Raw genomic sequence first — 25,368 nt, forward strand, 5'->3', positions numbered from 1 at the left:
AAATGTTTGATTTAATGAAAAACCATTAATTACTAGTCTTTAAATTAAAAGGATGCCCCATTTTAAAATTGGGTTTGACCCCATCGCAATACGTGACAACAAGGGCAGAATTGCTTGCGCTGAGCTGAGTGGCAGTAGAGGAAATCAGCAGCCGAGTTAAATCGATTCATAATTTTAAAAACTAAATTAACAAAAAAACAGATTCCATATAGGAACCCGTTTCATTAATAAATAGTTATCTTTGAAATTTAAAATCTACTTTTGTGTTATTAGCAAATTTAGCATCGATATCTACTTTTGAAATATTCGTTACTTCAATTCCCAGTACATCAGAAACAGTTGCTAAATATTCATTCCAAGATGTGTCATTTGTTGGAATAACCCCCTCCACAAGTCGGGAAATTTCTTCACGAGCTTCTGTTCCTTTTAATACTTCCACGCCTTTCTCTGTCCGTTTTTGAATATGAGCTTTATCGCCTTGCTTATTTAAATGAATATTGTAGAAACTACCATCATTCGTCCTAAGTTGAAATTTTAAGTTATGAAGCTCAAACGGATTCTTAATGTTAGTTTTTTCTCCTTGCTTATAAGAGAAAGAAACTTTTGCATTATTTGTCAAAGTTACTTTTACATCTGTTTTTTCTACATCCGAAAACTCAATTCCTAAGGCAGTCGAAAGTCGATTCATTACTTCTTCTTTACTTAGGTTCCGTGATAAATCAAGATTTTTTACAAATTCAACGACACGGTCATTTGCTTCTTGTCCTGTTAATTCAATTACCTCATTACCTGTTTCCTTCTGAATTTTCACTGTTACGATCCCATCATTAAGGTCATAAGAAACTTTATATTTAGCATCATTAAGAAAGACCTTTGCTTGAAAACGATCAATTGATTTCCAAATATTATTTACTTCTACATTTTGGACGATGGGGGCAGGTTCCTTCATTTCCTGTGCCGAAGCGTGACCAGTTACACTAAAAGCTAAAGCAGATACTAATAGAGCAGTTGTTAATTTTTTCATTTTAAAACATCCTTTCGATTTTTTTGTATGCTTTGTTGCATCAAAAACGATCATTAAATAGTTGAAATAAGTGATGAGTTGTTCGTTCCCCCATCAGGTTTTACAGGCTCTCTTCCAATCGATACGTATTCAACCTTGTATTTTCTGGCCTCATCTGCGGTATAACAGTTACGACCATCAAAGATGATCGGATTTTCCATAAAAAGACTTGAAAAGATTAAGGTTTTTTCTACAATCTCTTTCCAATCCGTTAATAGAAAAATGATATCCGCCATTTTAATGGCATCTTCAATATGATCTACATATTTAACGCTTTCTGGCAGAATTTCCTTAGCGTTTTCATTTGCAATTGGATCATAGGCAACCAATTCAGCCCCTTCATCTACTAGAATTTTAGAAACACTGATAGATGCAGCCTCTCTCATATCATCCGTGTTCGGCTTAAAGGCAAGACCAATAAGGGCAATATGTTTTCCTTTAAGTGAACCAAAGCGTTCCTTTGCCTTTTTTACTAGTATTGTTTTTTGTTTTTCATTGATTTGAACAACTGATTTTAGTAAGGAAAAATCTTGATTAACGTCTTCTGAAATTTTAATCAATGCCTTTGTATCTTTAGGGAAGCAAGATCCACCGAAACCTATTCCAGCATTAAGGAATTTTGAACCGATACGTGCATCCATCCCAATCCCTTTTGCAACCTCTATAATATCGGCACCAACTTTTTCAGAGAGATTAGCAATTTCATTTATAAAAGAAATTTTTGTTGCTAGAAACGCATTAGCTGCATATTTAATCATTTCAGCACTGCTAATGCTGGTTTTTATAATTGGAAGACCAAACGGCTTATTAATTTCTTCCACTACATTAGCCGCATCGGGGTCTTGGGCTCCGATAACAATACGATCACCATGGAAAGTATCATAAACAGCCGATCCTTCTCGTAAAAATTCTGGATTTGAAACAACTTCTATACGATAGTTACCTTGTAAATTAGCCATAATCAATTCTTTTATTTTATAATTCGTACCAAGCGGAACCGTACTTTTTGTCACTACAATAACATCACGTGTTATATTTTGACCGATGTCTCTTGCAGCTCGGAAAATAAATGAAAGATCGGCAGCCCCATCTTCCGCTTGAGGCGTACCAACAGCAATGTAGATTACCTCAGCATCTTTTAAACCAATAACATAATTTGAAACAAATTGAAGAGTTCCCTTTTTTAGGTTCTTAGCTATTAACTCATCTAAACCTGGTTCATAAATAGGAGAGAATCCTTGCTTTAGCAATTCTATTTTTTGGTTGTTAATATCGAGGCAAGTAACATCATGGCCAATTTCGGACAAACATACACCTGTTACCAACCCAACATAACCGGTTCCGATAATTGCAATTTTCATTAAAACGCCTCCTTTTGAAAAGCTCATATAATGTTTAAGACTAGAAGAAAACGCAGCTAGGAGATTTTAAACCAACAAATAATCGTGTACTAGTCTCATCAGCTATTTTTTAGAAATAGAATGACCCATATCAATTACTAGATTTTTCAAGTAGGCTTCGATATTTTCACTTATATCTGATCTTTCTAATGCAAAGTCTATTGTTGCTTTTACGAAGCCAGTTTTATCTCCAACATCATAGCGTTTACCTTTGAAATTATAGGCTAAAACAGTTTGTGTGCTGTTCAATAATTTAATCGCATCCGTTAATTGAATTTCATTTCCTGATCCTGGCGGTAATGTTGCCAAAATCTCAAAAATTTCTGGTGTAAGGATGTAACGCCCCATCATGGCATAATTGGATGGCGCATCTTTAATGGCTGGTTTTTCAACAACCGAAGCAAGAAACATCACATCGTTTTTAAGCTTATTACTTTTAACCGGCTTAATAATTCCATACTTAGTAACTTCGTGAGGCTCTACTTCCTGGACGCCAAGAACAGAAGTCAGATTCTGCTCAAAAACATCAATAAGTTGTTTTAGGCAAGGAACATCGGATTTTACAATGTCATCCCCGAGAAGTACGGCAAATGGTTCGTTTCCAATAAACCGATTTGCACAATATATGGCGTGCCCTAAGCCACGAGGCTCTTTTTGACGGATATAATGAATGTTTGCTAGATTTGAGATTTCTTGGATTTCTTGTAGCTTCTCATACTTTTCTTTTTTGAATAAGGTTTCTTCTAACTCATATGATTTATCAAAGTGATCCTCTATTGCACGCTTACCACGTCCGCTAATTATAAGAATATCTTCAATACCAGATTGAATTGCTTCTTCAACAATGTATTGAATGGTTGGCTTATCCACAATTGGAAGCATTTCCTTTGGTTGTGCTTTTGTTGCAGGAAGAAATCTTGTGCCTAAACCAGCGGCTGGTATAATCGCTTTACGAACTTTCAATCAATACATCCCCAATCACAAAAGATTTATAGAAAATAGAAAAGCGTAACTGGCTCGCACAGCCTTTAATGACTCTTATTTTGGTAGGTTCTTTAACCTCGGAAGGTCTGGACCCTTGAGAAAACAGGCCTCAGAATTTATACCCTTTCTTATCACTAAACGATTACCCTCTTGTTCCCCAAGAAGTTGAACGTAAAGTAAGCAATGCCCAAAAGCGAAGAGGACATAATAAGATTAAGAATAACAACCCATATAATGGTGCCATTAAAAATGTCAATGGTCTTTTATATGCATAAAAGACATTTCGGGCATAAGCAGAAATAATAACATAGGCAAGGTAATAGATAAAAATTATCCAAGCCATCGTAGAAGAAGCAATATAAATTGCCATAACTAAAGAAACCCCAAAAGCAATCCATAGAAACATTTCTAGCATGACCCATATAAAGACGTTCGGCTTTTTCAAACCAATTTTTAAGGCAATTAAGCTTTCTCTAAAAAATGATTTGTTCCAGCGCGATTGCTGTTTTATTAAAGTTCTTAATTTAGTAGGAGCGTCAGTAATACAACGGGCGGTAGATTGATATAATGTCTTTCCTTCACGGATTGCATAGTTTGTTAAACAACGGTCATCACCTAATTGTACTTGTTGACCAAGAAAGATTTGATTGCCATAATGTTCTAGGTTTTTCATGACAACTTCCCTACGATATGCACTTAATGGACCACTACATACCAGTACATTATTTGTAACAGAGTGAGCAGCACGCTCAACACGGAATGCATTATCATAGCGCATATCAATTAAGCGGGTAAGAATATTATCTGTCCGATTCCGAATATTTACATGACCTGTCGTAGCAGTTACTTCTGGATCATTTAAAGGCTTTAATAATTCGCGAATAGCATCAGGGAACACTGTACAGTCGGAATCAACCGTAACATAAATATCACCTGTTGCCCGCTCAAAGGCCCAAATTTGAGCGTGACGTTTCCCTTTGTTTTGCGGCAGACGGTGAACAATCAAGCTTGGCATATGGTCCGATAACGACACCGATGATTCAAGACTATCCCTAAGTTTTAAAACAGCTTCATAGGCTGAAATATCTTTACTGCCATCATCAATGATGAAGATTTCATGAATCGGATAGTCTTGTTTTAAGATGCTTTCGACTGTTCCTAATACAGCTTCAGGGGCTTCATTATAAGAGGGGATCACAACGGATACTTTTAAATCTGGAGGTTCCATTGTGACTTCTGCGTATTTAAACGAAAGAAGCATTTTCCCCAGTAGGTAAGAAATCATAACAGACCCATAAACTCCAATCGTTAAATTCAATGCGTTTGTAGCTGTCCAGTTCACAAAGAAAAGGCATAATACAGTTATCATAAATAATGTGATTACAAAAGTTTTTTCCTTTTTCGATAACTTTTTCCTTGTTTCAATGCTTTGTTTGTTTGATGATCGTGATTGAACAGCATCTCCTGCTTTTGCCATCTTTTTCTCCTCACAATTCTCATTATTTTGTTTTTGTTATTACCTCATTAGGTTATGAATAAGACTTCCTTTTTTCAATGTGTCGTTTTTCCTGTGTCAAAATTCACCATCGTCCTTCTCATTGAATGAAAAACACTATTATCACAAGGATGTAAGCGGTATTATTACAAATTTTACTTTTTGAAAAATTTGTAATCTTTCTTTATTATTAGGGATTTTCGAACTTGTTCGAAAGCCTTTCAATTACGGTGTGAGTTATAATTGAACAATTGTAAAAAAAATTACGAAAAATTAACAAAAAGAAAAGCCCAAATTTTAGAAAAAAACAAATTATGAGAAAAAAAGCTTTTTGACTAAATTTTTTTAAAAAAATAATAATTGTTTCCTAGAAAAATGAATCAATTTCTAAATTTAGAACCTTTTTTTTACAAAATGATGGGAATTATTTCACAAAAACTATTTCAAATTCAAATGAAAAAATTGGTTGAAAACGGAAATTTTCATTCGGAATTCCCAGACACCCTCCCCTTTTTTTCCTATGAACAATTTGAATCACTACTACCTACGTTTGAAGTTAAATAAGGCATAGTATTTAATTAGATTAGTAAACATTATTTAGAAATTATTCTTTCAGTTTGGAAAGGAGTCAGAGCATGATTAACCTGAAAAATGTAACGAAAATCTTTTTGAACGGAAATAACCCCCAATATGCATTAAATCATGTTACTTTTTCAATACAAGAACAAGAATTTATTGGAATTATTGGTAAATCAGGGAGCGGAAAATCAACCCTTCTTAATATCATGAGTGGTGTTGATTCTCCTTCGTACGGAACTGTAATAATTAATGGTACAGAAATTTCGAGTCTTTCAAATCGTCAGATGACCAAATGGAGATCAAAAAATATCGGGTTTGTCTTTCAATCATTTCATCTAATTCCGACGCTTACCTTGCTTGAAAATATTATTCTTCCTATGGAATTTGCTTTTCCATTTAAAAAAAAGCAAAAAGAGAAACGAGCAATGGATTTACTCGATTCAGTAGGTTTAGCTGATAAAAGGAATCTATTTCCTGAATACGCCTCTGGAGGTGAGAAGCAGCGTGTTGCGATTGCAAGAGCATTAGCTAATAACCCACCGCTTATTCTCGCTGATGAACCAACTGGAAATTTAGATAGTGAAAATGCAAACCTCATATTCTCGCTATTTAAACAGCTTGTTAAAGATGGGAAAACAATTGTAATGGTGACACATGATCTGGATCTTGCAAACCAAGTCAACAGAACATTACGAGTAAAAGATGGTGAAGTGATAAGCAATGTTACATTAGATCTGAAAGAGGAATTGAAGATTCGATGATGCCTATCTATTTGAAAAAAGCCTGGAGAGATTTAGCTAGGCAGAAAATGAGAACTTTCATTATTTTGTTTTCAATAGCAATCTGTTTATCTACAATTGGAACTTTGCTGAATACAAACCATATCTTTCAACAGTCACTTTACCAAAATTTACAACATACAAATATGGCAGACCTAACTTTTTATACGTCACCATTTGAAGAAGATATCTCGTATTTGACAAAAGAAAAAGGAATAAAGGATGTAGAAGCAAAGACACAAATAAGAGTAAGGGTCGAAATCAATAATGAATTTAAAAATTTCGAGTTGTTGGGTTTTTCGACTGATTCATTGTTTCGGATTAACAAGATTAAGCCTTTAGCTAGTCAATTAAAATCATCAAACCGAGAACTTTTTCTTGAGAAGTCAACCTTGGAATATTTTAATCAATCAATCGGTGATAAGGTCACCATTTCTATTCCGGGAAAAAAACCGAAACAATTTACGATTAATGGGGGTGTAGAGGATTTATATCGGATTCCAACTAAATTTAGTGGATTAGGTTATGGTTATTTACCAAATGAGGTGTTAGGTCAATTAGGATTAACAACCTCTAAAAATATCATTCATCTAACCTTTGATTCCTCCCTTTCAGGAACAGGAAAAAAGAAAGTGATTCAAAAAGCAAAAACTGCATTAGATGCTAAAAATATTACTGTTTATCGAACTGTGTTATCGGAAGAAACACTATTTTTACGTAAAACTGTTGTCAATACAATCCTGCTAATATTAATTGTTTTGGGGATTTTTTCATTCTTTCTAAGTTTTTTACTGATCATTCATCTTTTTTATCGGATGGTTACTGAACAAATTTTTGATCTAAGTATTCAAAAGGTATTAGGAGCCACACCGCTACATTTTTGGAAACAATATATGGTCACACTTTTCCTTTTTGGTTCCATTGTGTTTTTGTTGTCTGCTCCATTAAGTGTAGTGATCTCCTATTATTTTTCGGACTTTATTTTGAAGGAACTAAATATAGGAAAAGCGGAATTTACAATTTCTCCAATCGTATTTTCGGCTATTCTAATTCTTTCGTTTATTGTGCCGATCCTTGCAGCTGTTTTTCCGGTTAATAGGGTACTTAAAATCCCTGTTATTCAGGGACTATTCAATATTCACAAATCTTATGTAAAAGAAAAAAGAAAGGGTTCGAAAAGATATTTTAATTTTTATGTTCTATCGCTTCGTAATGCGATGACGAAAAAGGTCCAATTAATAACTAATATTCTAATGTTATCCTTTGGCGGTGCGATCATCATTGCCTGTTTAGGCCTAAATAACTCCTTACAAATGACAGTTGCTGAGTTGAATCAAATTCTGGACTATGAATCAGAATGGAGTATACGAACTTCCTTTTCGAAAGAGGATTTAGTTGAATCCATCAAAGAGCTTAATGGTGTTGAACAGGCTGAAGCATGGACAATAAGAAATGCGGTCATTTCAGATTCGACGAACGAACAAAATGCTTTGTTACATTCAGTCCCATCTGTAACAGAATTTATCCATCCTAGTATTCAAGATGGACAATGGCTTGATCACCGAGTACCAAATTCAATTGTGATTAGTTCGGATTTAAAACATAAATTTAGAGACATCAAACCTGGTGATATCGTAACCATTCGGATAGGAAAAGATAAGAAACAATTGAAGGTCATTGGAATTATGGATAGTCACCTAACAGGACCATCCATTTATATAAATGACACAGACTATCATCAATGGCTGAAGAATCAAAATATTAACAGACTTCTCATAAAAAAGGAAAAAAATGACCACCTACCTAATGTGCAGAAAACGGTCGAACACTGGTTGAATGCGAATCAAGTGACGGTTGAAGCTTCTGATAACGTCAAAAACATACATTCTCGATTCAAGGAAATGATTAGGATAATAATTTTTACCCTTTTATTTGTAGGTATTCTCTTTTCTACTGTCGGTATGTTGAATATGATGACGGCAATGAGTATAAATGTTCTTGAAAGAAAAAAGGAATTTGGTATAATTCGCTCAATTGGGGGGACTCAAGCGAAGGTTTATCAGTTGGTTCTAGGAGAGGCTATTCTAATCGCAATTCTAAGCTGGATCATTTCCGTTGTCCTCTCCTCCCCACTATATGCTTTTTTAAGCGAAAAAATTGGGAATATACTTTTAAATTCTTCACTCCCTTCAGGAATAACATGGTATGAATGCTTACTTTGGTTAGGTATAAGTTTATTTTCCTGCATGATTTCCAGCTTTTTTATTTCACGAAAAACAGGAAAACAACCTCTTAGGGAATTAATGTAGGTTCACTATACTTTATGGAGGATGGAAATGAAAAAAATACTCGTCTTGCCGCTCTTTACAATGGAATCCGGACATCACAGAGCTGCTGACGCTCTAATCGATTCTTTTAAAAAAAAGAATTCTTATATTCAATGTGAAAAATTAGATTTTCTCACCTATTTGAATCCGTTATTTGAAAAGTCCATTTCCAACATGTACTTAAAATGGATAAATAATAAACCTATAATATACAGCAAATTCTATAAACATTTCTTTTTCAAAAAATCTGTCATTCTTCGATCTATATATGAAACATTATTTTTAGAAAAAATGGAACAGTTGCTTGGGGAAAAACAGCCGGATTTAATTATATGTACACATAGCTTCCCATCGTTTCTTGTAAACAAACTCAAAGAATATGGTGTTTGTAAAACACCAATGATCAATGTGTATACAGATTTTTTCATTAATGATTTATGGGGGATTAATCATGTAGATATGCATTGTGTCCCTTCTAAGGAAATTAAGAATGAATTAATCAAAGCATCAGTCCCAAAAGAAAACATCATCATTACTGGAATTGTTACTAATGATTTAGTTTCTAAAAGACAAGTTAGGCAGGCGAACAAAAAGAAAACTCACATTCTTGTTTCCGGGGGAAGTTTAGGTTTAGGAAATCAGATCTCCTTTCTTAAACAACCCGTGAATAGCTCATTTGTTGAATATCGTGTCCTTTGCGGCTCTAATGCGAAATTATTTAATGAAATTGTTTCATTAAATATAAATTCAATTAAACCCCTACCCTATATTACATGTTCGGAACAAATGAATCATTTATACAACTGGGCTGATGCCCTTATCACAAAACCAGGGGGTGTGACCATTAGTGAGGGCATAAAAAAAAGAATTCCAATCTTTATCCATTCCGTACTTCCAGGACAAGAAGAAATTAATATGAATTATTTAGAACAAAAAGGATTGGTTCAAAAACTGAATAGGAATAAGTCAGTAGAGGAACAAGTAGTTACATTCTTAAAAAATCCTACTGCTATTATAAATATAAATAAGGCCATTAACCTCTTCCTAAGCGAGTTGGAGATGTACAGCTGTGAAGAAGTAGCAAGTTATATCGTAGAAAAGGTGACAAGCCAAACCTCAAATAAGCGGGTTCAATACCTTGATCAAATCTTTTCTCGAATCTATTGCGGGCTTTAAGATTTTTTACCCTTATTAAAAATATGATAGTAAATAAAGACACATCCTATTGCTAAAACAGCAATATGTATCCAAGTAAAGATTGAATAAAAAATTTGTAGAAATTGAGCCAATTTATTTCCTGCTTTCTTATTTTGTATTAGTCGAAACAATATTTCATTATATATTAAAAAAGACTTTTTTAAACACATTTTAATAAACCTCTTTAAAATGTGATAAAATAAATTTATTCCACTCGACTGTTTCTTACTAATATATCGGATACTCATTTCAACTTTCCAACAAGTTTTTATAAATTTTTACAACTTTAGGATGGTTTCGCTGGAATCTAAATATAAACAAAAGAAATAGGTACCCTTTGGGGTACCTATTTCTTTTGTTTAGGCAAGTTTTTCATCTTGAACACCACATGTTTTCGTTTGTAAATCTTGAGTCTTTTTAATTTTCGGTACAGGTATCACAAAGCTGCTAAACGGAATGTATTGAAACATTTTAATAAAAACCACTGCAATGATTAAAACAGCTAAAAACATAATTGGAACGTAATTTACACTCCAATATTGTTCTGGTAAATGTCTGGCAAATAGATACAAAATTAGCGGGTGAATCAGGTAAATTCCCATTGAGTATTGGCCAATTATTGTTAGCATCTTTTTGATCACATTCCATCTGGCTAAAAAGGGATAAATCCCAATAATAGCGATACTTAGTAATGGAATATTAGCTAAATTTGTTAATCTTCTATTTGATACATACCCATTTAGTGTATACTCAACGACTGCACCTGCTGAGATAATCAAGATTAGCGTAAGCATTTTCCAGGGACGTTTCGTTGCATAGGCAAGAATTTCATTCCAAAAGTAAGCTAGTAAGCCCCCAAAAGCAAAGTAAAAAATCCATACTGGCATAAAGGATTTGCTTGCTAGAAAATTACCGATTCCCCCCTCTACATCCGGATTAAATCCATAGAGCTTATAACTTACTAAAAAAGAAAGAAATAAAAATACTAATATCATAGTTTGGGTGCGAAATAACTTCTGTAAAAATGGAAAGATAAAATAAAATTGAATAACGATCAAAACAAAATAAAGATGATAAAAGGAATCACCCATTAAAATCTTTCCAATTTCTCCTTTAATAGAACCTAGCTCTTGATTATCGTAATAATAAAGAAGATATCGATAGGCTAAGCTCCAGATAAGAAAAGGGAGTACAATCTTCGTTACACGAGATGAAAGGAAATGACCTAACCGAAAACCTCTTCTTTTTACCTGATAGAAAAGAAGAAAACCACTAATAACAACGAAAATTGGAGTACCGAACCGACCATATTGATTAAGAAAATAAGTAAACCAATTCCATGTATCTTCATTCATTCCGTAGTTTGTAGCAGAAACATGGACACCAACAACGGCTAAACAAGCAAATGCTCGTAAAAAATGAATCTCAAAGAGATATTTTTTATTTTGTTGGCTTGAATCACTTGTTGTTTCATTAGACATTCAATTTCCTCCTTTATCTCAAAATTCAACCTCATTTTAATTCAATCATGAAGGTATTTGTTGGCTTTTTATGAAAAGGATTCAATAGTCCTGAATATTAAAAGTGGACAAAATATACAAAAAACTCCAATGTAAACGCTGTACCGCTTGATTCCATGGGTAGGTTTTTTTCCCTAAGTTTTACCCAATCAGAAAAATTGATGTTAAAGTCATAGACTCTTTGCCATCTTACTCTTAATTTATCACGATATAGCTTAAATTGAATCAGAATACTTAGATAGTAATTTTCCTTCTTCATTTTTTTGACCTAGGTTTGAAAAATAGTGAATGATGAAGTGAGGAAATATACCTAAAATATCGGAATCGCTAACTGTTCTGATTAAATCCTGCTAAACATGGAGAGAATACGTATTATGATTCTATTTTTAGAGTGTTAGAAAAGGATTCCAACAGCGTAAAGCGTTTTTGGATAGTGCTATGTTAAAGTTCATTTTTGATTTTGGCCTTCTGTTGATAGGATCGGAAATCAACAGATGAGTTTACCAGAGCCTTGATATTTAAGGAATTATTAAAAAGGAGTTTCATAGTGGGAAAGAGAATTTCAGTTTACGTTTTAATTCTAATCGTATCAATTTTTATACCGATGTTATCAACTAATGAACATATAATCAATATTAAGGAATATGGTGCGGCAGGAGATGGTATTTCGGATGATACAGATGCCATTCAAAAGGCTTTACAAAATGGAGCAAACTATAAAATTTATTTTCCTAGTGGAGAGTATAAAATTTCAAAAGAATTACATATAAGTGATGATACAGAAATTTTTGGAAATCAAGCCAGCATTAAAGCATCCTCCGACTTGTTAACGGTTTTCCAAGTAGATGGTAATGATATTAGCATTCGCAATTTGACAATTGACGGAAATCACACAGCGCTAAGAGGAATTACCATTGCAGAAGGTTCAAATGAGATTGCGATTACCAATAGCAATATCAAGAATTTTACGCAGCCGGAAGATCCTGAGTTATCGCGTTTGACGGTTAGTGCCATCAGAATCGAAGGTGGAACAAAAAATATCATCATTAATCATAGCAAAATCCAAAATGTGATGGCAAAAAACCCTGTAAAAGGATGGGGACATTTAATTGCTAGAGGAATTTTAATCAGCCCTACTCATGAGGAGCAAACAGCAAGTAAAAACATAAAAGTCAGTAACTCCACCTTTTCCAAAATTGGACCAAAAGATGATGGAGACGGAATTGTTGTACAAGGTTTTGAAGAGCCAGTAAATGTACAAATACTAAACAATTCATTTTATTATAATTATAAAAGAGCGATAAAAATACAATCACCCGGTGCACTCATTAAAGGAAACCAAATATATAATAATTTTAATAAAAATAACTTCTATACGACCTATTCAACAACAAGAGCCTACGACATGTGGGCAGCAATTTCCGTTTATGCCAATCACACGACAATTGAAGATAATACCATAAGTGGTATAGGAAATTTCGGAAGAATCATTGATGTTGCAAATGCAAGTCATATTAAAATCATCGGAAATCATCTTGAAAACGGCATTAATGGAGACTATCAGGACTCATCAATTGTCGCGATTACTTCAAACGAATCTAATAAAATCTTAAAAGACTTCACAATTTTAGATAATACCTTTGTTAATGGTGAATATGGAATATTTACGAATAGTCAAATTACAAATTTAAACGTTTGGAATAATGAGCATGTAAATGTTTTAGAATATTAATTAAAAGGTATTTCACATACCCATTTTCCGTTTATAATCCCTTTATTAGTAAGTCATAAGAAAGCGCAAGCCCATTGGTCAGCACCGACAAACGAATGTTCTGTGGCAAAAAATATTCAATCTTTGACTATTATTGCAGCAGGATATATGCCATCGAGGGGCTAGGCGCTGGACGTGGACATTCCGTATTAAGTTATCCATAATGTCCTATCTTATAATTTCGTAAACTTAAAAAATAGCCAGATTCTCATAAAGAGGATCTGGCTATAACTATTTTTTATTCATATTCTTTAACAATTTCTTTAGTACTTCTAACAGTATCAATAGGTCGGACATAGCTTTCAATAGCTTCACGCTTTGACTCGAGAAATGGAGGTAATGATAGCTTTTCTCCGAGTGTTTCATAAGGTTCATCCCCCATAAACCCTGGGCCATCTGTCGCAAACTCAAATAGTATTCCAGGAGCTACTCTAGAATAAAGAGAGCCGAAGAAGAAGCGATCAACAAAGCCTGAAGTTTGGAATCCGAAGCCGCGAAGATGTTTATCCCATGCTTCAAGTACTGACTTATCCTCAACACGAAAAGCAGCATGGTGGACTGTTCCAAAACCTTGTTGTCCTGCTGGAAGAATTGTGTTATGTTCAACGACAACTTGTGCCCCATTTCCACCTTCCCCTACCTCAAATAAGTGGAACGAGCCTTCTTGAGCAATTTCTTTAAATTGTAATACTTTTTCAAGCATTTCCTTAAAGAAATCAAAATGTGCAGTTCGTACAAATAACGGTCCCAAACCAGTAATTGCATATTCTAAAGGAATAGGTCCTTTTTGCCATGGAGTTCCTGCAGGTACACCTTTATTGTTTTCATCCGAAACCAATTGATATTGTTGATCATCAAAGTCAACGAAGGATATGGTTTTCACTCCGAATTGTTCTTTTATACCAAAATGTTTAATATTTAAACGATTAAAACGTTTTTCCCAATAGTCAATTGCAGCGTCTGTTGGAACACGGAAAGAAGTTTTTGAGATTTCATTTGTACCATGAACCCCTTTTGGAATCCCTGGAAAATCGAAAAAGGTCATATCTGTTCCTGGGCTGCCTGTATCGTCTGCAAAAAATAAGTGATATGTCTGAATATCATCTTGGTTTACTGTTTTTTTGACTAATCTCATTCCTAATACATAAGTGAAGAATTCATAGTTTTTCTCCGCACTACTTGTAATTGCAGTGACGTGGTGTATTCCTTTTAAAGTGTTCATTCTATATGCCCCCATTAGTCTGTCTTGATACTAGTTTCTCCAATGAGTAGTAAACTAATATAATGAAAATAATCTCTTAACTTAAAATATCTTAAATTCGAGATAATTATATAACGTATTTTAATATGTGTCAATAAAAGCATTGCCAATTCCTTTGTAAGACAGAAAAGTCCCCACCATTTTGTGGGGACTTTAGGTCACATTATTCTCCAATAATAACGCGGAGAACATTAGGGCGATCTTTAAAAGTTTTTGTACCAGCTCCGTAGCCAATCGATGTTACCTTCATTGAAGGAAAGCTGCAAAATTCTTCAGTAAGGACGGAAACGATTCCTGCCCCTGTAGGAGTTGTGAGTTCAAAACGAATATCACTTTGTTCAATTGGAACTCCTTTTAGAATTTCAAGTGTGGCTGGTGCAGGGACTGGGTAGATACCATGATCAATATGGATTTTACCTGTTCCCACTGGTACGGATGATGATTTAATAGTTGTTATTTCAAGTTGGTGCAATAAGATTGCGGCCCCTACTATATCGATAATGGAATCAACAGCGCCTACTTCATGAAAATGGACTTTATCCAAAGAAAGTCCATGAATAAGCCCTTCCGCTTCGCCGATTTTTCTGAATATTTTCAGTGATGTTTCCTTTACTTCCGGTGCAAGTTCAGACTCATCTATCATCTTCACAATATCCTTATAGGAACGATGTGAATGGTGATGATGACCATGGCTGTGATCATGGTCATGGCTGTGGCTGTGCCCATGACTGTGATCGTGTTCATGATGATGGTCGTGGCTGTGCCCATGACTATGATCGTGTTCATGATGATGGTCGTCGTGGCTGTGATCATGACTGTGATCGTGTTTATGATGGTGGTCGTGGCTGTGCCCATGACTATGATCGTGTTCATGATGATGGTCGTGGCTGTGATCATGACTGTGATCATGTTCATGATGATGGTCATGAGTATGTTCATGGTCGTGATGATGATCATGCGTGTGATTACTGCCATCGTTTTTTAAGATGACATCAAATTTAGTTGAAGTGATTCCGTTTTTCACGATCTTTTTCCATTCTAATTCGTATTCATCTTCAAATTGAAGTTTCTTTAATTCCTGAACTAGTATTTGTGGGTCCGCTCCTGCATCTAGTAATGCACCAATTACCATATCCCCACTAATCCCAGAAAAACAGTCTAAATATAGTGTTTTCATCTACTTTACGTTCTCCTTCTGAGCAAGTTGGTCAATTAATACTGCGCTGTAGGCACCGCCGAAACCGTTGTCGATGTTCACAACACTGATTCCTGATGCACAAGAATTTAGCATCGTTAGCAAAGCTGACAGCCCTTGAAAATTAGCCCCATATCCAATGCTAGTTGGGACAGCAATAATTGGATGGGATACGAGCCCTCCAACTACACTTGGCAATGCGCCTTCCATTCCAGCGACAACCACGGAAACATTTGCATTTCTAATTTCATCAATGTTATCGAATAAGCGATGGATGCCAGCTACCCCCACATCGTAAAAACGTCGAACAGTACTACCTAATACTTCAGCGGTAATAGCAGCCTCTTCAGCAACTCTTAGATCTGATGTCCCAGCACAAACAATAGCAACATAGCCGTCTCTTTGCTTGTGATCTTGCGTAGTGTCCGTCCAATATAGAATTTGTGCTGTTTCATTGTAAACAAACTCAGGATTTGATTGTAAAATAAAGTCCGCCTTGTCCTGTGAAATTCTTGTTACAAGGACATTGTCTCCACGTCCCTTAATCACATTGACAATGGTTTGAATTTGTTCTTTTGTCTTGCCCTCACCAAAAACAATTTCAGGGAAGCCCTGCCTGTTTTTTCGATGATGATCGATTTTTGCAAAACCTAAATTCTCATATGTTGCAAGCTGTTGCTTCGCATCATCAATACTTAAAGTACCTTGTTTCACTTGCTTTAAAATTTCTTCTACCATGTTGTTTCACACACCTTAATCGATTTGTCGATCGATTTTAGAATCTATGTATATCCCAAAGCGCCAGTATCAATCTGACGCTTTCATTTAGAAATGTTTAATAATATCTTTTTCAATTGCTACATATTTTGCGTATACATTTTTGTATTTTTCATGGTTCTCCATATTTGGTACGACAGGATCACCCATTGGAATATTGTTTTTGATATCTTCAAATGAGTTAGCTTTACCAATGCCAACTAGTGCTGTCCAAGCTGCACCCCATGCTGCGCTATGATGGCTTTCTGGAACATAAACCTCTTTACCAAATACATCAGCTAGCATTTGAAGCCATAATGAAGAACGTGCCATTCCGCCGTTAACGTATAGTTTTTCGGTCTCTCCGGCTTGTTTTTCTAATGCCTGACCAATTTGATATAGATTAAATGTGATTCCTTCTAGAACAGCACGTACAAAGTGCTCGGTTTTATGCGTAACAGACATTCCGAAGAAATTTCCACGTGCTTGCTGGTTCCATAAAGGAGCGCGTTCCCCATTTATATAAGGATGGAAAAACAAACCATCGGCACCCGGTCCTACCTTGGCAGCCTCTGCTGTAAAATGATCAAAGCTTTCCTGATAATTTAGAAGTTCTTTTAACCATTGAAGGGCGATTCCACCATTGTTTGTAGGGCCACCAACAATAAAATATTCTTCCGAAAAAGCATAACAGAAGGTTTCGTGCTTTTTATTGGATTGGAATCCTTTTGTAAATTGACGAATGGCTCCGCTTGTACCAACTGTTACTGCAACTTCACCAGGAGATATTGCTCCAATTCCTAAATTTGCAAACTGACCATCAGCTGCTCCGATGATAAATGGCATCTCACTTGATATCCCCATTTCATCAGCAATTGTTGGGTTCATTTCGGTTAATCGATAGGTCGGTGGTACGATTTTTGAAAGCATGTTCTCTGTAATATCCGCTTTGACAAGAACCTCTTCATCCCATTGGAATGTGTTTCCGTTAAACATTCCGGTTGCTGATGCCATTGCATAATCAATAACACGTTGATTAAACCATTTTAGAAGTAAATATTCTTTAATGGATAGGAAATAGCTTGCTTGGTTATAGGGAATATAATCATTTTCCCTCATCCAAATGAGTTTTGCTAAAGGTGACATTGGATGAATCGGCATACCGGTTCTTGAAAAAATTTCAAGGCCGTCTGATTCCATAAGTTCATTTGCTTGTTTTGTACTTCTACCGTCAGCCCAAATCAAAGCTTGGGAAAGAGCCTCTCCATTATCACCCATACAAATGATGGAATGCATTGCGGCTGAAATACCTAAGCTAATAATTTCATCTTTGTTTACATTCGCTTGCTGAATAGCCATATTAATTGCTTTTACAGCAGAGCGCTCAATTTCATCAGGGTCTTGCTCAACCCATCCTTGCTTCGGGTAGTAAGAGGTAACTAGATCCTCTGCTTCTGCAACTACCCTACCATCTAAGGTAAAGATTACTGCTTTTGCACTGGTTGTCCCAAGATCGAGACCAATAACGTACTCATGTGACATCCCTACATCTTCCTTCGTTCAATCGTATTTTCGTTAGTTTTCGACTTAATGTTACCATATTATTCTTTCAAAAGAAAAAGCTTTGGAAAGATTCCCAAAGCCTTTTCTTTCTACTTAAGAAAGTACTTTATTCATACTTCCACTCTTGTACCCTACTAAATCAAGTGTAATATATTTATAGCCAATTGCATTTAGCTCTTTTGTAATGGCTTCATGTTTTTCTAAGACAATTTTCATGTCGTTAGGTTCAACCTCAATCCTTGCAATATCTTGATGTGTGCGAACACGAACTTGGCGGATTTCAAGAGTTTTAAGGAATTCCTCTGCTCTTTCGACCTTTGTAAGTTTTTCGATTGTGATTTTTTCACCGTAAGCAATTCGAGAAGATAGACATGCGAAGGATGGTTTGTTCCAAGTAGGTAAATCGAGATCACGGGATAATTCCCTAATTTCGTCTTTAAAAAGATTTGCCTCTTGTAATGGTCCACGAATGCCTTTTTCCTTTGCCGCTTTCATTCCAGGTCGAAATTCATTCATGTCATCTGAAATGACTCCATATACAACATTGTGATAGCCTTCACGTTCCATAACAGGAATCAGATGATCAAATAGACTGCTCTTACAGAAATAACAACGATTTTTGTCATTTTCTGTGTAGCCTGGAATGGCAAGCTCTGATGTTTCAATCACTCGATGGTTGGCACCTATATGTTTTGCTAGAACTTGAGCTTCCTTAAGCTCAGTTGAAGGATATGTTTCTGAATCAGCAGTTACCGCCAACACATTTTCTTTCCCAAGTGTGTCGACAGCAGCCTTAAGTAAAAAGGTACTGTCAACACCACCGGAAAATGCAACGACAACAGATTCCATCTCTCGGAGAATTGACACAAGCTTTTGATACTTTTCATCGATCATTGTCTTCTCCCCCTTCTCTCCCGGTTGTAAATTAGATGTCTACTTTATATATATCGCCTCATGACGCATAAAAGAAGTTTGAATTAGATGGTCATGCTTCCAAACCCGCCATCAACGCGAAGGAATGTACCAGTTACAAAGCTTGAAGCGTTCTCTGATGCTAAGAAGACAGCAGCTCCTTTTAGCTCATCTGGGTTCCCGAAACGATTCATTGGAGTGTGACCCATGATGGATGCAATACGCTCTTCACTTAAGATTTTACGATTTTGTTCAGCTGGGAAGAATCCAGGAATAATTGCATTTACACGAATGCCGTGTGGAGCAAATTCTCTAGCTAAGAACTGAGTCATGCTGTTAACACCAGCTTTTGATACTGAATACGTAAATACTTTAGATAGAGGTGTTGTAGAAGAAACGGAAGAAATATTAATAATACTTCCTTTGCGTTCTTGTTCAATCATTCTCTTTGCGAAAATTTGAGTAGCAACCACATAACCTTTTAGATTAACGTCCATGATTTTGTCATACTCGTCCATGTCAAGTTCAAAGAATGGAGTAGGACTATTCATACCTGGTGCATTTAGGAGGATATCAATTCCACCTGACCAAGCTACAATTTCATTTGCAGCATTTTCAAGTGATTCACGTGAAAGTACGTCTGCTGCGAAAGCTTTCGCAACGCCACCTTCTGCTTCAATTTCTTTTACAACCGCTTCTGCTTTTTCAAGGTTACGTCCAACGATAGCAACTTTAGCGCCATGTTCAGCAAATCCTTTACAAATAGAAGAACCTAGGACACTATTTCCACCAATAGCTACAGCCGTTTTTCCAGTTAAGTCAAATAATTTAGTCATGTCTATTCCCCTTTTTTTATTATGTAATAATACCGAAATCTGTTTATGGGGGATTAACCCCCACATAACAAGAATTACTGTAGGTTTCCGTTTTCGTCAAAATCGAAATCGTAAAGATCCGAAGCCTGTTCCATGTTTGGATGTTGTTTAATGTAATCAAGTAACGCTTCCGATACTTCAATTTCGCTTACATGTAATGTATCTTTAATACGAACCATTTTAACCGTTGTAAAATCTAAGATATTACATGTTTTGATTGCTGCTTGGATTGCTTCTTTATCGTTTGGTAATGTTGTTGCAATTTTTGTTGGTGCCACAACCGTTGAAGTAAGTCCATTCGCATAAGTGAATTCGCGGTCCATTTTATCCACAAGTCGTTGTGTCGTGAAGTCGGCAGTACCAACACCGTTTGCATTTCCTTCAGTTTCTGGAGTGAGATCAAGAACAACCATTTTATTCACTTCAGGACCACCGTGTGCATATGGAGTAGGATAGCGACCCGTAATATTAGGATCCATACCGTCGCCGCTTATATTTTTTCCAATCTGATCGATGACAAGGACATCGATTTGATCGAAGAATAGCTTTGGTAGTAATTTTTTTGCTTGTGCTTGAAGTTCAGGTTCCTTTTCGACAATTTCATCTGGGAGCATAATATCAAGTACAGCAACTTTGTCAAATGCATTTTCGACAGTTGCCACACCAAAAAGAATAGGTGTTTTTTCCATGATCATTTGCGCCATAGCTGGAACATTTTCTGCCATGTATTTAAAACCTAATTGGTGGCAAGCTTCTGCTCCTTTTTGTTTACCTAGGCCAATACTGATCATCTTTTGAATACCACTTTCTACAGAACCACGGAAGGCTGTATGTGGTTTAACGCGGTTAATAACTACAATACCGTCAGCTTTTGAAGCATATTGATCAATATAAACAGGTAATCCGTTTGCTAATTCGCCCAGCTTTACAACTTCCATTGAAGAGCGAATTTCACAGCCAACACTTTCTTCAGTCACACCAAGATGTTTTAAAACTTCACGTTGTCCCTCTCCTGTTGCTCCACCATGGCTTCCCATACTAGGTACGATAAAAGGAGTACCACCTTGTTCTTTAATAAATTGAACTGTTGTTTTTGTGAGGTCAACTAAACGGTCAATTCCACGGCTACCTACTGCAATTGCAATTTCCATGCCGGGTTTAATCGTTTGTTTTACTTCTTCACGTTGTAGTTTATTTGTTAACTCTTCTACTAAATTTTCGATTTTTGAATCATCGAAATTTTGTTTCACTTTGAGCATTTTTGGAACAGGAATATCCCGTAATAACTCTTGGAGAATACCCATGATAAAACTCCTCCTTATATAAAACGTTCCATCTATAGAATTAGTTTACGCGTTTTCACAAAACTGTGTCTGTATTTAAACTAAGTTAAATGACAACAAACAATTAGTGAATATGTAATCCCTTACATCGGATGATGCAATTTTAACAAACAAAAGCCGGGGTTCCAATGTTGAAACCCCAACAATGTGTTTTATTCCATCCAGTTTGTATGGAAAGTTCCTTCTTTGTCTACACGTTGATATGTGTGAGCACCGAAGTAGTCACGTTGTGCTTGAAGAAGGTTTGCAGGTAATGTATCAGTACGGTAGCTGTCATAGTATGCAATAGCACTAGAGAAACATGGAACAGGGATTCCTTTTTCAACTGCTACTGAGATGACTTTACGTAATGATGATTGATAACCTTCTGCAATCTCTTTAAAGTAAGGATCTAATAAAAGGTTAGCTAATTGGCCGTCACGGTCATAAGCATCCTTAATTTTTTGTAGGAATTGTGCACGGATGATACATCCACCACGGAAAATCATTGCAATTTCACCGTAGTTTAAATTCCAATTATATTCTTCAGAAGCTACACGCATTTGCGCGAAACCTTGTGCATAAGAAATGATTTTACTTAAGTAAAGTGCTTTACGTACTGCTTCAATAAGCTCTTGTTTATCTCCATTAAATCCTTCAGCAGATGGACCAGAAAGAACTTGACTTGCTTTTACACGCTCATCCTTCATTGCGGAGATGAAACGAGCAAATACAGATTCAGTGATAATTGGTAGTGGAACACCTAAATCTAGTGCGTTTTGGCTAGTCCATTTACCAGTACCTTTTTGACCTGCAGTATCGAGAATAACATCAACAAGTGGTTTACCTGTTTCTTCATCCTTTTTAGTGAAAATATCTGCAGTAATTTCAATTAAATAGCTATCTAGTTCACCTTTGTTCCATTCAGCAAATACTTCATGAAGTTCGTCAGTGCTTAATCCGAGAACATTTTTTAGAATGAAGTAAGCTTCACAAATCAATTGCATATCGCCGTATTCAATTCCGTTGTGAACCATTTTTACATAGTGTCCTGCACCGTTTGGTCCGATATATGTACAACATGGATCGCCTGATACTTTAGCAGAAATTGCTGTTAGGATAGGCTCAACAAGTTCATATGCTTCTTTTTGTCCACCAGGCATAATTGAAGGACCTTTTAATGCTCCCTCTTCCCCACCAGAAACTCCAGTTCCGATGAAGTGGATGCCTGTTGATTCTAATTCTTTGTTACGACGAATTGTATCTTGGAAGAATGTGTTCCCACCATCAATTAGGATATCATTTTCTTCAAGATATGGTTTTAGGGAATCAATTGTTGCATCGGTTGCTGGGCCAGCTTTAACCATTAATAAAATCTTACGTGGTTTTTCAAGGGAATTTACAAATTCCTCAATCGTTTTTGCGCCAACAAAGTTTTTGCCAGTTGCTTCATTATTAAGGAACTCTTCTGTTTTTTCATATGAACGGTTAAAAACAGCAACAGAGTAGCCTCTGCTCTCTATATTTAACGCTAAGTTTTTACCCATTACTGCTAATCCAACTACACCAATTTGTTGCTTAGACATTTAAATCATACCTTTCTACTTATGTATTCAATGATAGAAAACACATCATGATGTTATTTTGCGTATCTTTTAAAGTGATTATGACAATAATTTTTAAAAGATTATGTAGCGTCCAAATAATTAATTTGTTTCCTAAACTAATTATTTATATATAGAAGAATATACTGTTTGCATCAATTCGTCAACTGTTGAAATTTGTAGTTTCTATGAAGTTCTTAAACTACCTTTTTTATAAATCTCATAAATTTATTAATTGATTATCTTAAAAATAGTGTTACAATGAGTAATAATTTAAATTTTTTGATTTTAGGCATCATTTAATATGGAGGTAACTTAAATGGCAGAATTACGTAGTAACATGATTAAATCAGGATTTGATCGAGCTCCTCATAGAAGCTTGCTTCGTGCAGCAGGAGTACAAGAAGAGGACTTTAACAAACCATTTATAGCAGTAGTAAACTCATATATCGATATTGTTCCAGGACATGTTCATTTACAAGAGTTTGGAAAAATTGTAAAGGAAGCAATTCGTGAAGCTGGTGGAGTTCCATTTGAAATGAACACAATTGGTGTTGATGATGGAATTGCAATGGGTCATATTGGAATGAGATATTCCCTACCAAGTCGTGAGATTATTGCCGACTCAGTTGAGACAGTTGTATCTGCACATTGGTTTGATGGAATGGTTTGTATTCCAAACTGTGACAAAATCACCCCAGGTATGATGATGGCAGCGATGCGTCTAAACATCCCTACTATCTTTGTTAGTGGTGGTCCAATGAAAGCTGGTCGTGACGCGGCAGGAAATCCACTTAACCTTAATTCTGTTTTTGAAGGTGTTGGTGCTTTTCAATCTGGTAAGATTGATGAAGCTAGATTAACAGAAATTGAACAATTTGCTTGCCCTACTTGCGGATCTTGTTCTGGTATGTTCACAGCAAACTCAATGAACTGTCTAGCTGAAGGACTAGGTCTTGCTCTTCCAGGTAACGGAACAATTCTAGCCGTTTCCGAAGAAAGAAAAGAATTTGTTAAAAAATCTGCTAAACAATTAATGAATTTAATAGAAAAAGATATTAAACCACGTGATATTGTTACAGTTGATACAATCGACAATGCATTTGCTTTAGATATGGCAATGGGTGGCTCAACAAACACAGTACTTCACACTCTTGCGTTAGCAAATGAAGCTGAAATTGAGTATTCTTTAGAACGTATTAATGAAATCGCAGCTCGTGTTCCACACTTAGCAAAAATTGCCCCTGCTTCTGACCATCATATTGAAGATGTACACAATGCGGGTGGCGTTAGTGCAATTATTAATGAATTGCTCAAAAAGCCTGGTGCCATTAATGGAGATTGCTTAACGGTTACAGGTAAAACATTACGTGAAAATGTGGAAGGCTGTGAGATTACCGATCACGATGTTATCCGTCCACTTGAAAATCCACATTCCGAACAAGGTGGATTGGCCATTTTATTTGGTAACCTTGCTCCTGAGGGTGCTGTCGTTAAGGTAGGAGCGGTTGATCCTTCGGTTGGCGGATACCACAGAGGCCCTGCTGTTTGCTATGATTCTCAAGAAGATGCTCTTTCTGGAATCATTGTTGGTAAAGTAAAAGAAGGCGATGTTGTTGTAATCCGCTATGAAGGCCCTAAAGGTGGTCCAGGTATGCCAGAAATGCTAGCTCCTACATCTCAAATTGTTGGTAGAGGTCTTGGTGCTAAAGTTGGCTTAATAACAGATGGACGCTTCTCAGGTGCATCTAGAGGAATCTCGATCGGACATATCTCTCCAGAAGCTGCTGAAGGTGGCCCAATTGCATTCGTTCAAGATGGCGACATGATTGAGTTAGATTTAAATAATCGTAAAATTACATTAGAAATTTCTGATGAAGAGTTTGAAAGACGTAGAGCCGAGTGGAAAGGTTTTGAACCTAAAGTGAAAAAAGGCTATCTTGCACGCTACTCAAAACTTGTAACTAATGCAAGTACTGGTGGTATAATGAAAATATAATCTAATAATCTATTAAAAAAGCCTGGTTCAATCTGAATCAGGCTTTTTACTTTGTGATACCTTGAGAATTGTTTAGGTAAGAACTTGCTGATAAAATAAGAAATATAATTATTTTTGTCTATCGTATTAGTGGTGACTTTGAAAAAAACCGTTTTAAATGGAGTGAATATAGTGAGTGGAGATAAAAAATTATTAGGCGAACAACGGCGAGAAACGATTATTAAATGGTTAAAGGAAAGCCCCACCCCAATCATTGGCGAGGAGTTATCAAGACGAGCAAATGTAAGCCGTCAGGTCATTGTTCAGGATATCTCGTTATTAAAGGCGAAAAATGAACCAATCGTTGCAACTAGCCAAGGCTATATCTATTTGCAAGAACAGCCTAAGCAAGAAAATTTTACACGTATTATTGCGTGTAAACACACATCTGAGGAAACTGCGACAGAACTGAATATTTTGGTTGATCATGGAGTGACCGTACGTGATGTAATTGTGGAACATCCGGTATATGGAGATATTACAGGTTCATTAATGATTAAAAATCGATTCGAGGTAAAACGTTTTGTCGAAAGAGTAACTGAAACAAAGGCCACCCTTCTCTCATTGCTGACAAATGGCGTTCATCTACATACGATTGAGGCGGATTCCATTGAAAAAATCAATGCAGCCTGTGAAGCCTTACGCGAAGAGAATATCTTATTTAGTGACGAGTAAAATGAATTAAGCAACAGCCTTGATAAAGTGTACCCCTTGTAAAGGACATTTT

The 25,368-nt window shown here is 35.9% G+C and carries 19 protein-coding genes; 6 read left to right on the forward strand and 13 right to left on the reverse strand.

Annotation, left to right across the window (positions count from 1 at the left end):
- Positions 1 to 235 precede the first annotated feature (235 nt).
- From CKK03_RS20695 to CKK03_RS20710, 4 genes are all read right to left on the reverse strand, one after another.
- Positions 236 to 1,024: a YusW family protein gene (locus CKK03_RS20695; RefSeq protein ID WP_180271339.1), complete on the reverse strand. Its 789-nt coding sequence runs from the start codon at positions 1,022 to 1,024 to the stop codon at positions 236 to 238.
- Between the two features lie 53 nt (positions 1,025 to 1,077).
- Positions 1,078 to 2,424: a UDP-glucose dehydrogenase family protein gene (locus CKK03_RS20700; protein ID WP_099364400.1), complete on the reverse strand. Its 1,347-nt coding sequence runs from the start codon at positions 2,422 to 2,424 to the stop codon at positions 1,078 to 1,080.
- Positions 2,425 to 2,526: 102 nt separating this feature from the next.
- The gene (galU, locus tag CKK03_RS20705) at positions 2,527 to 3,426 is read right to left on the reverse strand and encodes a UTP--glucose-1-phosphate uridylyltransferase GalU (RefSeq protein ID WP_099364401.1); all 900 of its coding nucleotides are present in this window, start codon (positions 3,424 to 3,426) and stop codon (positions 2,527 to 2,529) included.
- A gap of 163 nt (positions 3,427 to 3,589) precedes the next feature.
- Positions 3,590 to 4,924: a glycosyltransferase family 2 protein gene (locus CKK03_RS20710; protein ID WP_099364402.1), complete on the reverse strand. Its 1,335-nt coding sequence runs from the start codon at positions 4,922 to 4,924 to the stop codon at positions 3,590 to 3,592.
- Positions 4,925 to 5,577: 653 nt separating this feature from the next.
- Here CKK03_RS20710 and CKK03_RS20720 point away from each other — a divergent pair.
- From CKK03_RS20720 to CKK03_RS20730, 3 genes are read left to right on the forward strand one after another with little or no spacing between them, the layout of a single operon-like run.
- Positions 5,578 to 6,282 (forward strand): ABC transporter ATP-binding protein, encoded by a 705-nt coding sequence (locus CKK03_RS20720; protein ID WP_099364404.1) that lies wholly within the window; start codon positions 5,578 to 5,580, stop codon positions 6,280 to 6,282.
- Positions 6,282 to 8,609: an ABC transporter permease gene (locus tag CKK03_RS20725; protein ID WP_180271340.1), complete on the forward strand. Its 2,328-nt coding sequence runs from the start codon at positions 6,282 to 6,284 to the stop codon at positions 8,607 to 8,609. Before CKK03_RS20720 ends, CKK03_RS20725 begins: the two co-directional genes overlap by 1 nt.
- Before the next feature lie 27 nt (positions 8,610 to 8,636).
- On the forward strand, positions 8,637 to 9,803 hold the full coding sequence (locus CKK03_RS20730; RefSeq protein ID WP_180271341.1) for an MGDG synthase family glycosyltransferase: 1,167 nt from the start codon (positions 8,637 to 8,639) through the stop codon (positions 9,801 to 9,803).
- Between the two features lie 380 nt (positions 9,804 to 10,183).
- Here the strand turns inward: CKK03_RS20730 and CKK03_RS20740 are convergent, their stop codons facing one another.
- Positions 10,184 to 11,305, reverse strand: a complete 1,122-nt coding sequence (locus CKK03_RS20740) for an acyltransferase (protein WP_099364408.1) — start codon at positions 11,303 to 11,305, stop codon at positions 10,184 to 10,186.
- Positions 11,306 to 11,891: 586 nt separating this feature from the next.
- On the opposite strand from CKK03_RS20740, the gene CKK03_RS20745 reads away from it, so the two are divergent.
- The gene (locus tag CKK03_RS20745; protein WP_099364409.1) at positions 11,892 to 13,076 is read left to right on the forward strand and encodes a glycosyl hydrolase family 28-related protein; all 1,185 of its coding nucleotides are present in this window, start codon (positions 11,892 to 11,894) and stop codon (positions 13,074 to 13,076) included.
- Positions 13,077 to 13,353: 277 nt separating this feature from the next.
- Here CKK03_RS20745 and CKK03_RS20750 read toward each other — a convergent pair whose 3' ends face one another.
- The 8 genes from CKK03_RS20750 to gnd form a co-directional block, all read right to left on the reverse strand.
- Positions 13,354 to 14,337, reverse strand: a complete 984-nt coding sequence (locus CKK03_RS20750; protein WP_099364410.1) for a ring-cleaving dioxygenase — start codon at positions 14,335 to 14,337, stop codon at positions 13,354 to 13,356.
- A 202-nt stretch (positions 14,338 to 14,539) separates the two neighbouring features.
- Positions 14,540 to 15,553: a nickel pincer cofactor biosynthesis protein LarC gene (gene larC / locus CKK03_RS20755; RefSeq protein ID WP_099364411.1), complete on the reverse strand. Its 1,014-nt coding sequence runs from the start codon at positions 15,551 to 15,553 to the stop codon at positions 14,540 to 14,542.
- Positions 15,554 to 16,309 (reverse strand): nickel pincer cofactor biosynthesis protein LarB, encoded by a 756-nt coding sequence (gene larB, locus CKK03_RS20760; RefSeq protein WP_099364412.1) that lies wholly within the window; start codon positions 16,307 to 16,309, stop codon positions 15,554 to 15,556. It lies immediately after the preceding gene.
- Positions 16,310 to 16,396: 87 nt separating this feature from the next.
- Positions 16,397 to 17,869, reverse strand: a complete 1,473-nt coding sequence (locus CKK03_RS20765; protein WP_099364413.1) for a gluconokinase — start codon at positions 17,867 to 17,869, stop codon at positions 16,397 to 16,399.
- A gap of 114 nt (positions 17,870 to 17,983) precedes the next feature.
- Positions 17,984 to 18,784, reverse strand: a complete 801-nt coding sequence (gene larE, locus CKK03_RS20770) for an ATP-dependent sacrificial sulfur transferase LarE (RefSeq protein ID WP_099364414.1) — start codon at positions 18,782 to 18,784, stop codon at positions 17,984 to 17,986.
- A gap of 83 nt (positions 18,785 to 18,867) precedes the next feature.
- Complete coding sequence (locus CKK03_RS20775; RefSeq protein WP_099364415.1) at positions 18,868 to 19,638, reverse strand: SDR family oxidoreductase; 771 nt, start codon at positions 19,636 to 19,638, stop codon at positions 18,868 to 18,870.
- Between the two features lie 74 nt (positions 19,639 to 19,712).
- Positions 19,713 to 20,981: a nickel pincer cofactor-dependent isomerase, group 22 gene (locus CKK03_RS20780; protein WP_099364416.1), complete on the reverse strand. Its 1,269-nt coding sequence runs from the start codon at positions 20,979 to 20,981 to the stop codon at positions 19,713 to 19,715.
- A gap of 191 nt (positions 20,982 to 21,172) precedes the next feature.
- Positions 21,173 to 22,585 (reverse strand): NADP-dependent phosphogluconate dehydrogenase, encoded by a 1,413-nt coding sequence (gene gnd / locus CKK03_RS20785; protein ID WP_099364417.1) that lies wholly within the window; start codon positions 22,583 to 22,585, stop codon positions 21,173 to 21,175.
- Between the two features lie 337 nt (positions 22,586 to 22,922).
- On the opposite strand from gnd, the gene ilvD reads away from it, so the two are divergent.
- Together ilvD and CKK03_RS20795 are read left to right on the forward strand one after the other, a co-directional pair.
- On the forward strand, positions 22,923 to 24,602 hold the full coding sequence (gene ilvD, locus CKK03_RS20790; protein ID WP_099364418.1) for a dihydroxy-acid dehydratase: 1,680 nt from the start codon (positions 22,923 to 22,925) through the stop codon (positions 24,600 to 24,602).
- A 171-nt stretch (positions 24,603 to 24,773) separates the two neighbouring features.
- The gene (locus tag CKK03_RS20795; protein WP_099364419.1) at positions 24,774 to 25,316 is read left to right on the forward strand and encodes a transcription repressor NadR; all 543 of its coding nucleotides are present in this window, start codon (positions 24,774 to 24,776) and stop codon (positions 25,314 to 25,316) included.
- Positions 25,317 to 25,368 lie beyond the last annotated feature (52 nt).

Origin of the sequence: Fredinandcohnia onubensis, assembly GCF_002734215.1 — a bacterium.
Taxonomy (GTDB): domain Bacteria; phylum Bacillota; class Bacilli; order Bacillales; family Bacillaceae_L; genus Ferdinandcohnia; species Ferdinandcohnia onubensis.

What these genes read in the sequence shown, in the direction of transcription:
- CKK03_RS20695 (WP_180271339.1), bottom strand. Translation starts at nt 1,024, where the DNA reads ATGAAAAAATTAACAACTGCTCTATTAGTATCTGCTTTAGCTTTTAGT.
- CKK03_RS20700 (WP_099364400.1), bottom strand. Translation starts at nt 2,424, where the DNA reads ATGAAAATTGCAATTATCGGAACCGGTTATGTTGGGTTGGTAACAGGT.
- CKK03_RS20710 (WP_099364402.1), bottom strand. Translation starts at nt 4,924, where the DNA reads ATGGCAAAAGCAGGAGATGCTGTTCAATCACGATCATCAAACAAACAA.
- CKK03_RS20720 (WP_099364404.1), top strand. Translation starts at nt 5,578, where the DNA reads ATGATTAACCTGAAAAATGTAACGAAAATCTTTTTGAACGGAAATAAC.
- CKK03_RS20725 (WP_180271340.1), top strand. Translation starts at nt 6,282, where the DNA reads ATGCCTATCTATTTGAAAAAAGCCTGGAGAGATTTAGCTAGGCAGAAA.
- CKK03_RS20730 (WP_180271341.1), top strand. Translation starts at nt 8,637, where the DNA reads ATGAAAAAAATACTCGTCTTGCCGCTCTTTACAATGGAATCCGGACAT.
- CKK03_RS20740 (WP_099364408.1), bottom strand. Translation starts at nt 11,305, where the DNA reads ATGTCTAATGAAACAACAAGTGATTCAAGCCAACAAAATAAAAAATAT.
- CKK03_RS20750 (WP_099364410.1), bottom strand. Translation starts at nt 14,337, where the DNA reads ATGAACACTTTAAAAGGAATACACCACGTCACTGCAATTACAAGTAGT.
- larC (WP_099364411.1), bottom strand. Translation starts at nt 15,553, where the DNA reads ATGAAAACACTATATTTAGACTGTTTTTCTGGGATTAGTGGGGATATG.
- larB (WP_099364412.1), bottom strand. Translation starts at nt 16,309, where the DNA reads ATGGTAGAAGAAATTTTAAAGCAAGTGAAACAAGGTACTTTAAGTATT.
- CKK03_RS20765 (WP_099364413.1), bottom strand. Translation starts at nt 17,869, where the DNA reads ATGTCACATGAGTACGTTATTGGTCTCGATCTTGGGACAACCAGTGCA.
- larE (WP_099364414.1), bottom strand. Translation starts at nt 18,784, where the DNA reads ATGATCGATGAAAAGTATCAAAAGCTTGTGTCAATTCTCCGAGAGATG.
- CKK03_RS20775 (WP_099364415.1), bottom strand. Translation starts at nt 19,638, where the DNA reads ATGACTAAATTATTTGACTTAACTGGAAAAACGGCTGTAGCTATTGGT.
- CKK03_RS20780 (WP_099364416.1), bottom strand. Translation starts at nt 20,981, where the DNA reads ATGGGTATTCTCCAAGAGTTATTACGGGATATTCCTGTTCCAAAAATG.
- gnd (WP_099364417.1), bottom strand. Translation starts at nt 22,585, where the DNA reads ATGTCTAAGCAACAAATTGGTGTAGTTGGATTAGCAGTAATGGGTAAA.
- ilvD (WP_099364418.1), top strand. Translation starts at nt 22,923, where the DNA reads ATGGCAGAATTACGTAGTAACATGATTAAATCAGGATTTGATCGAGCT.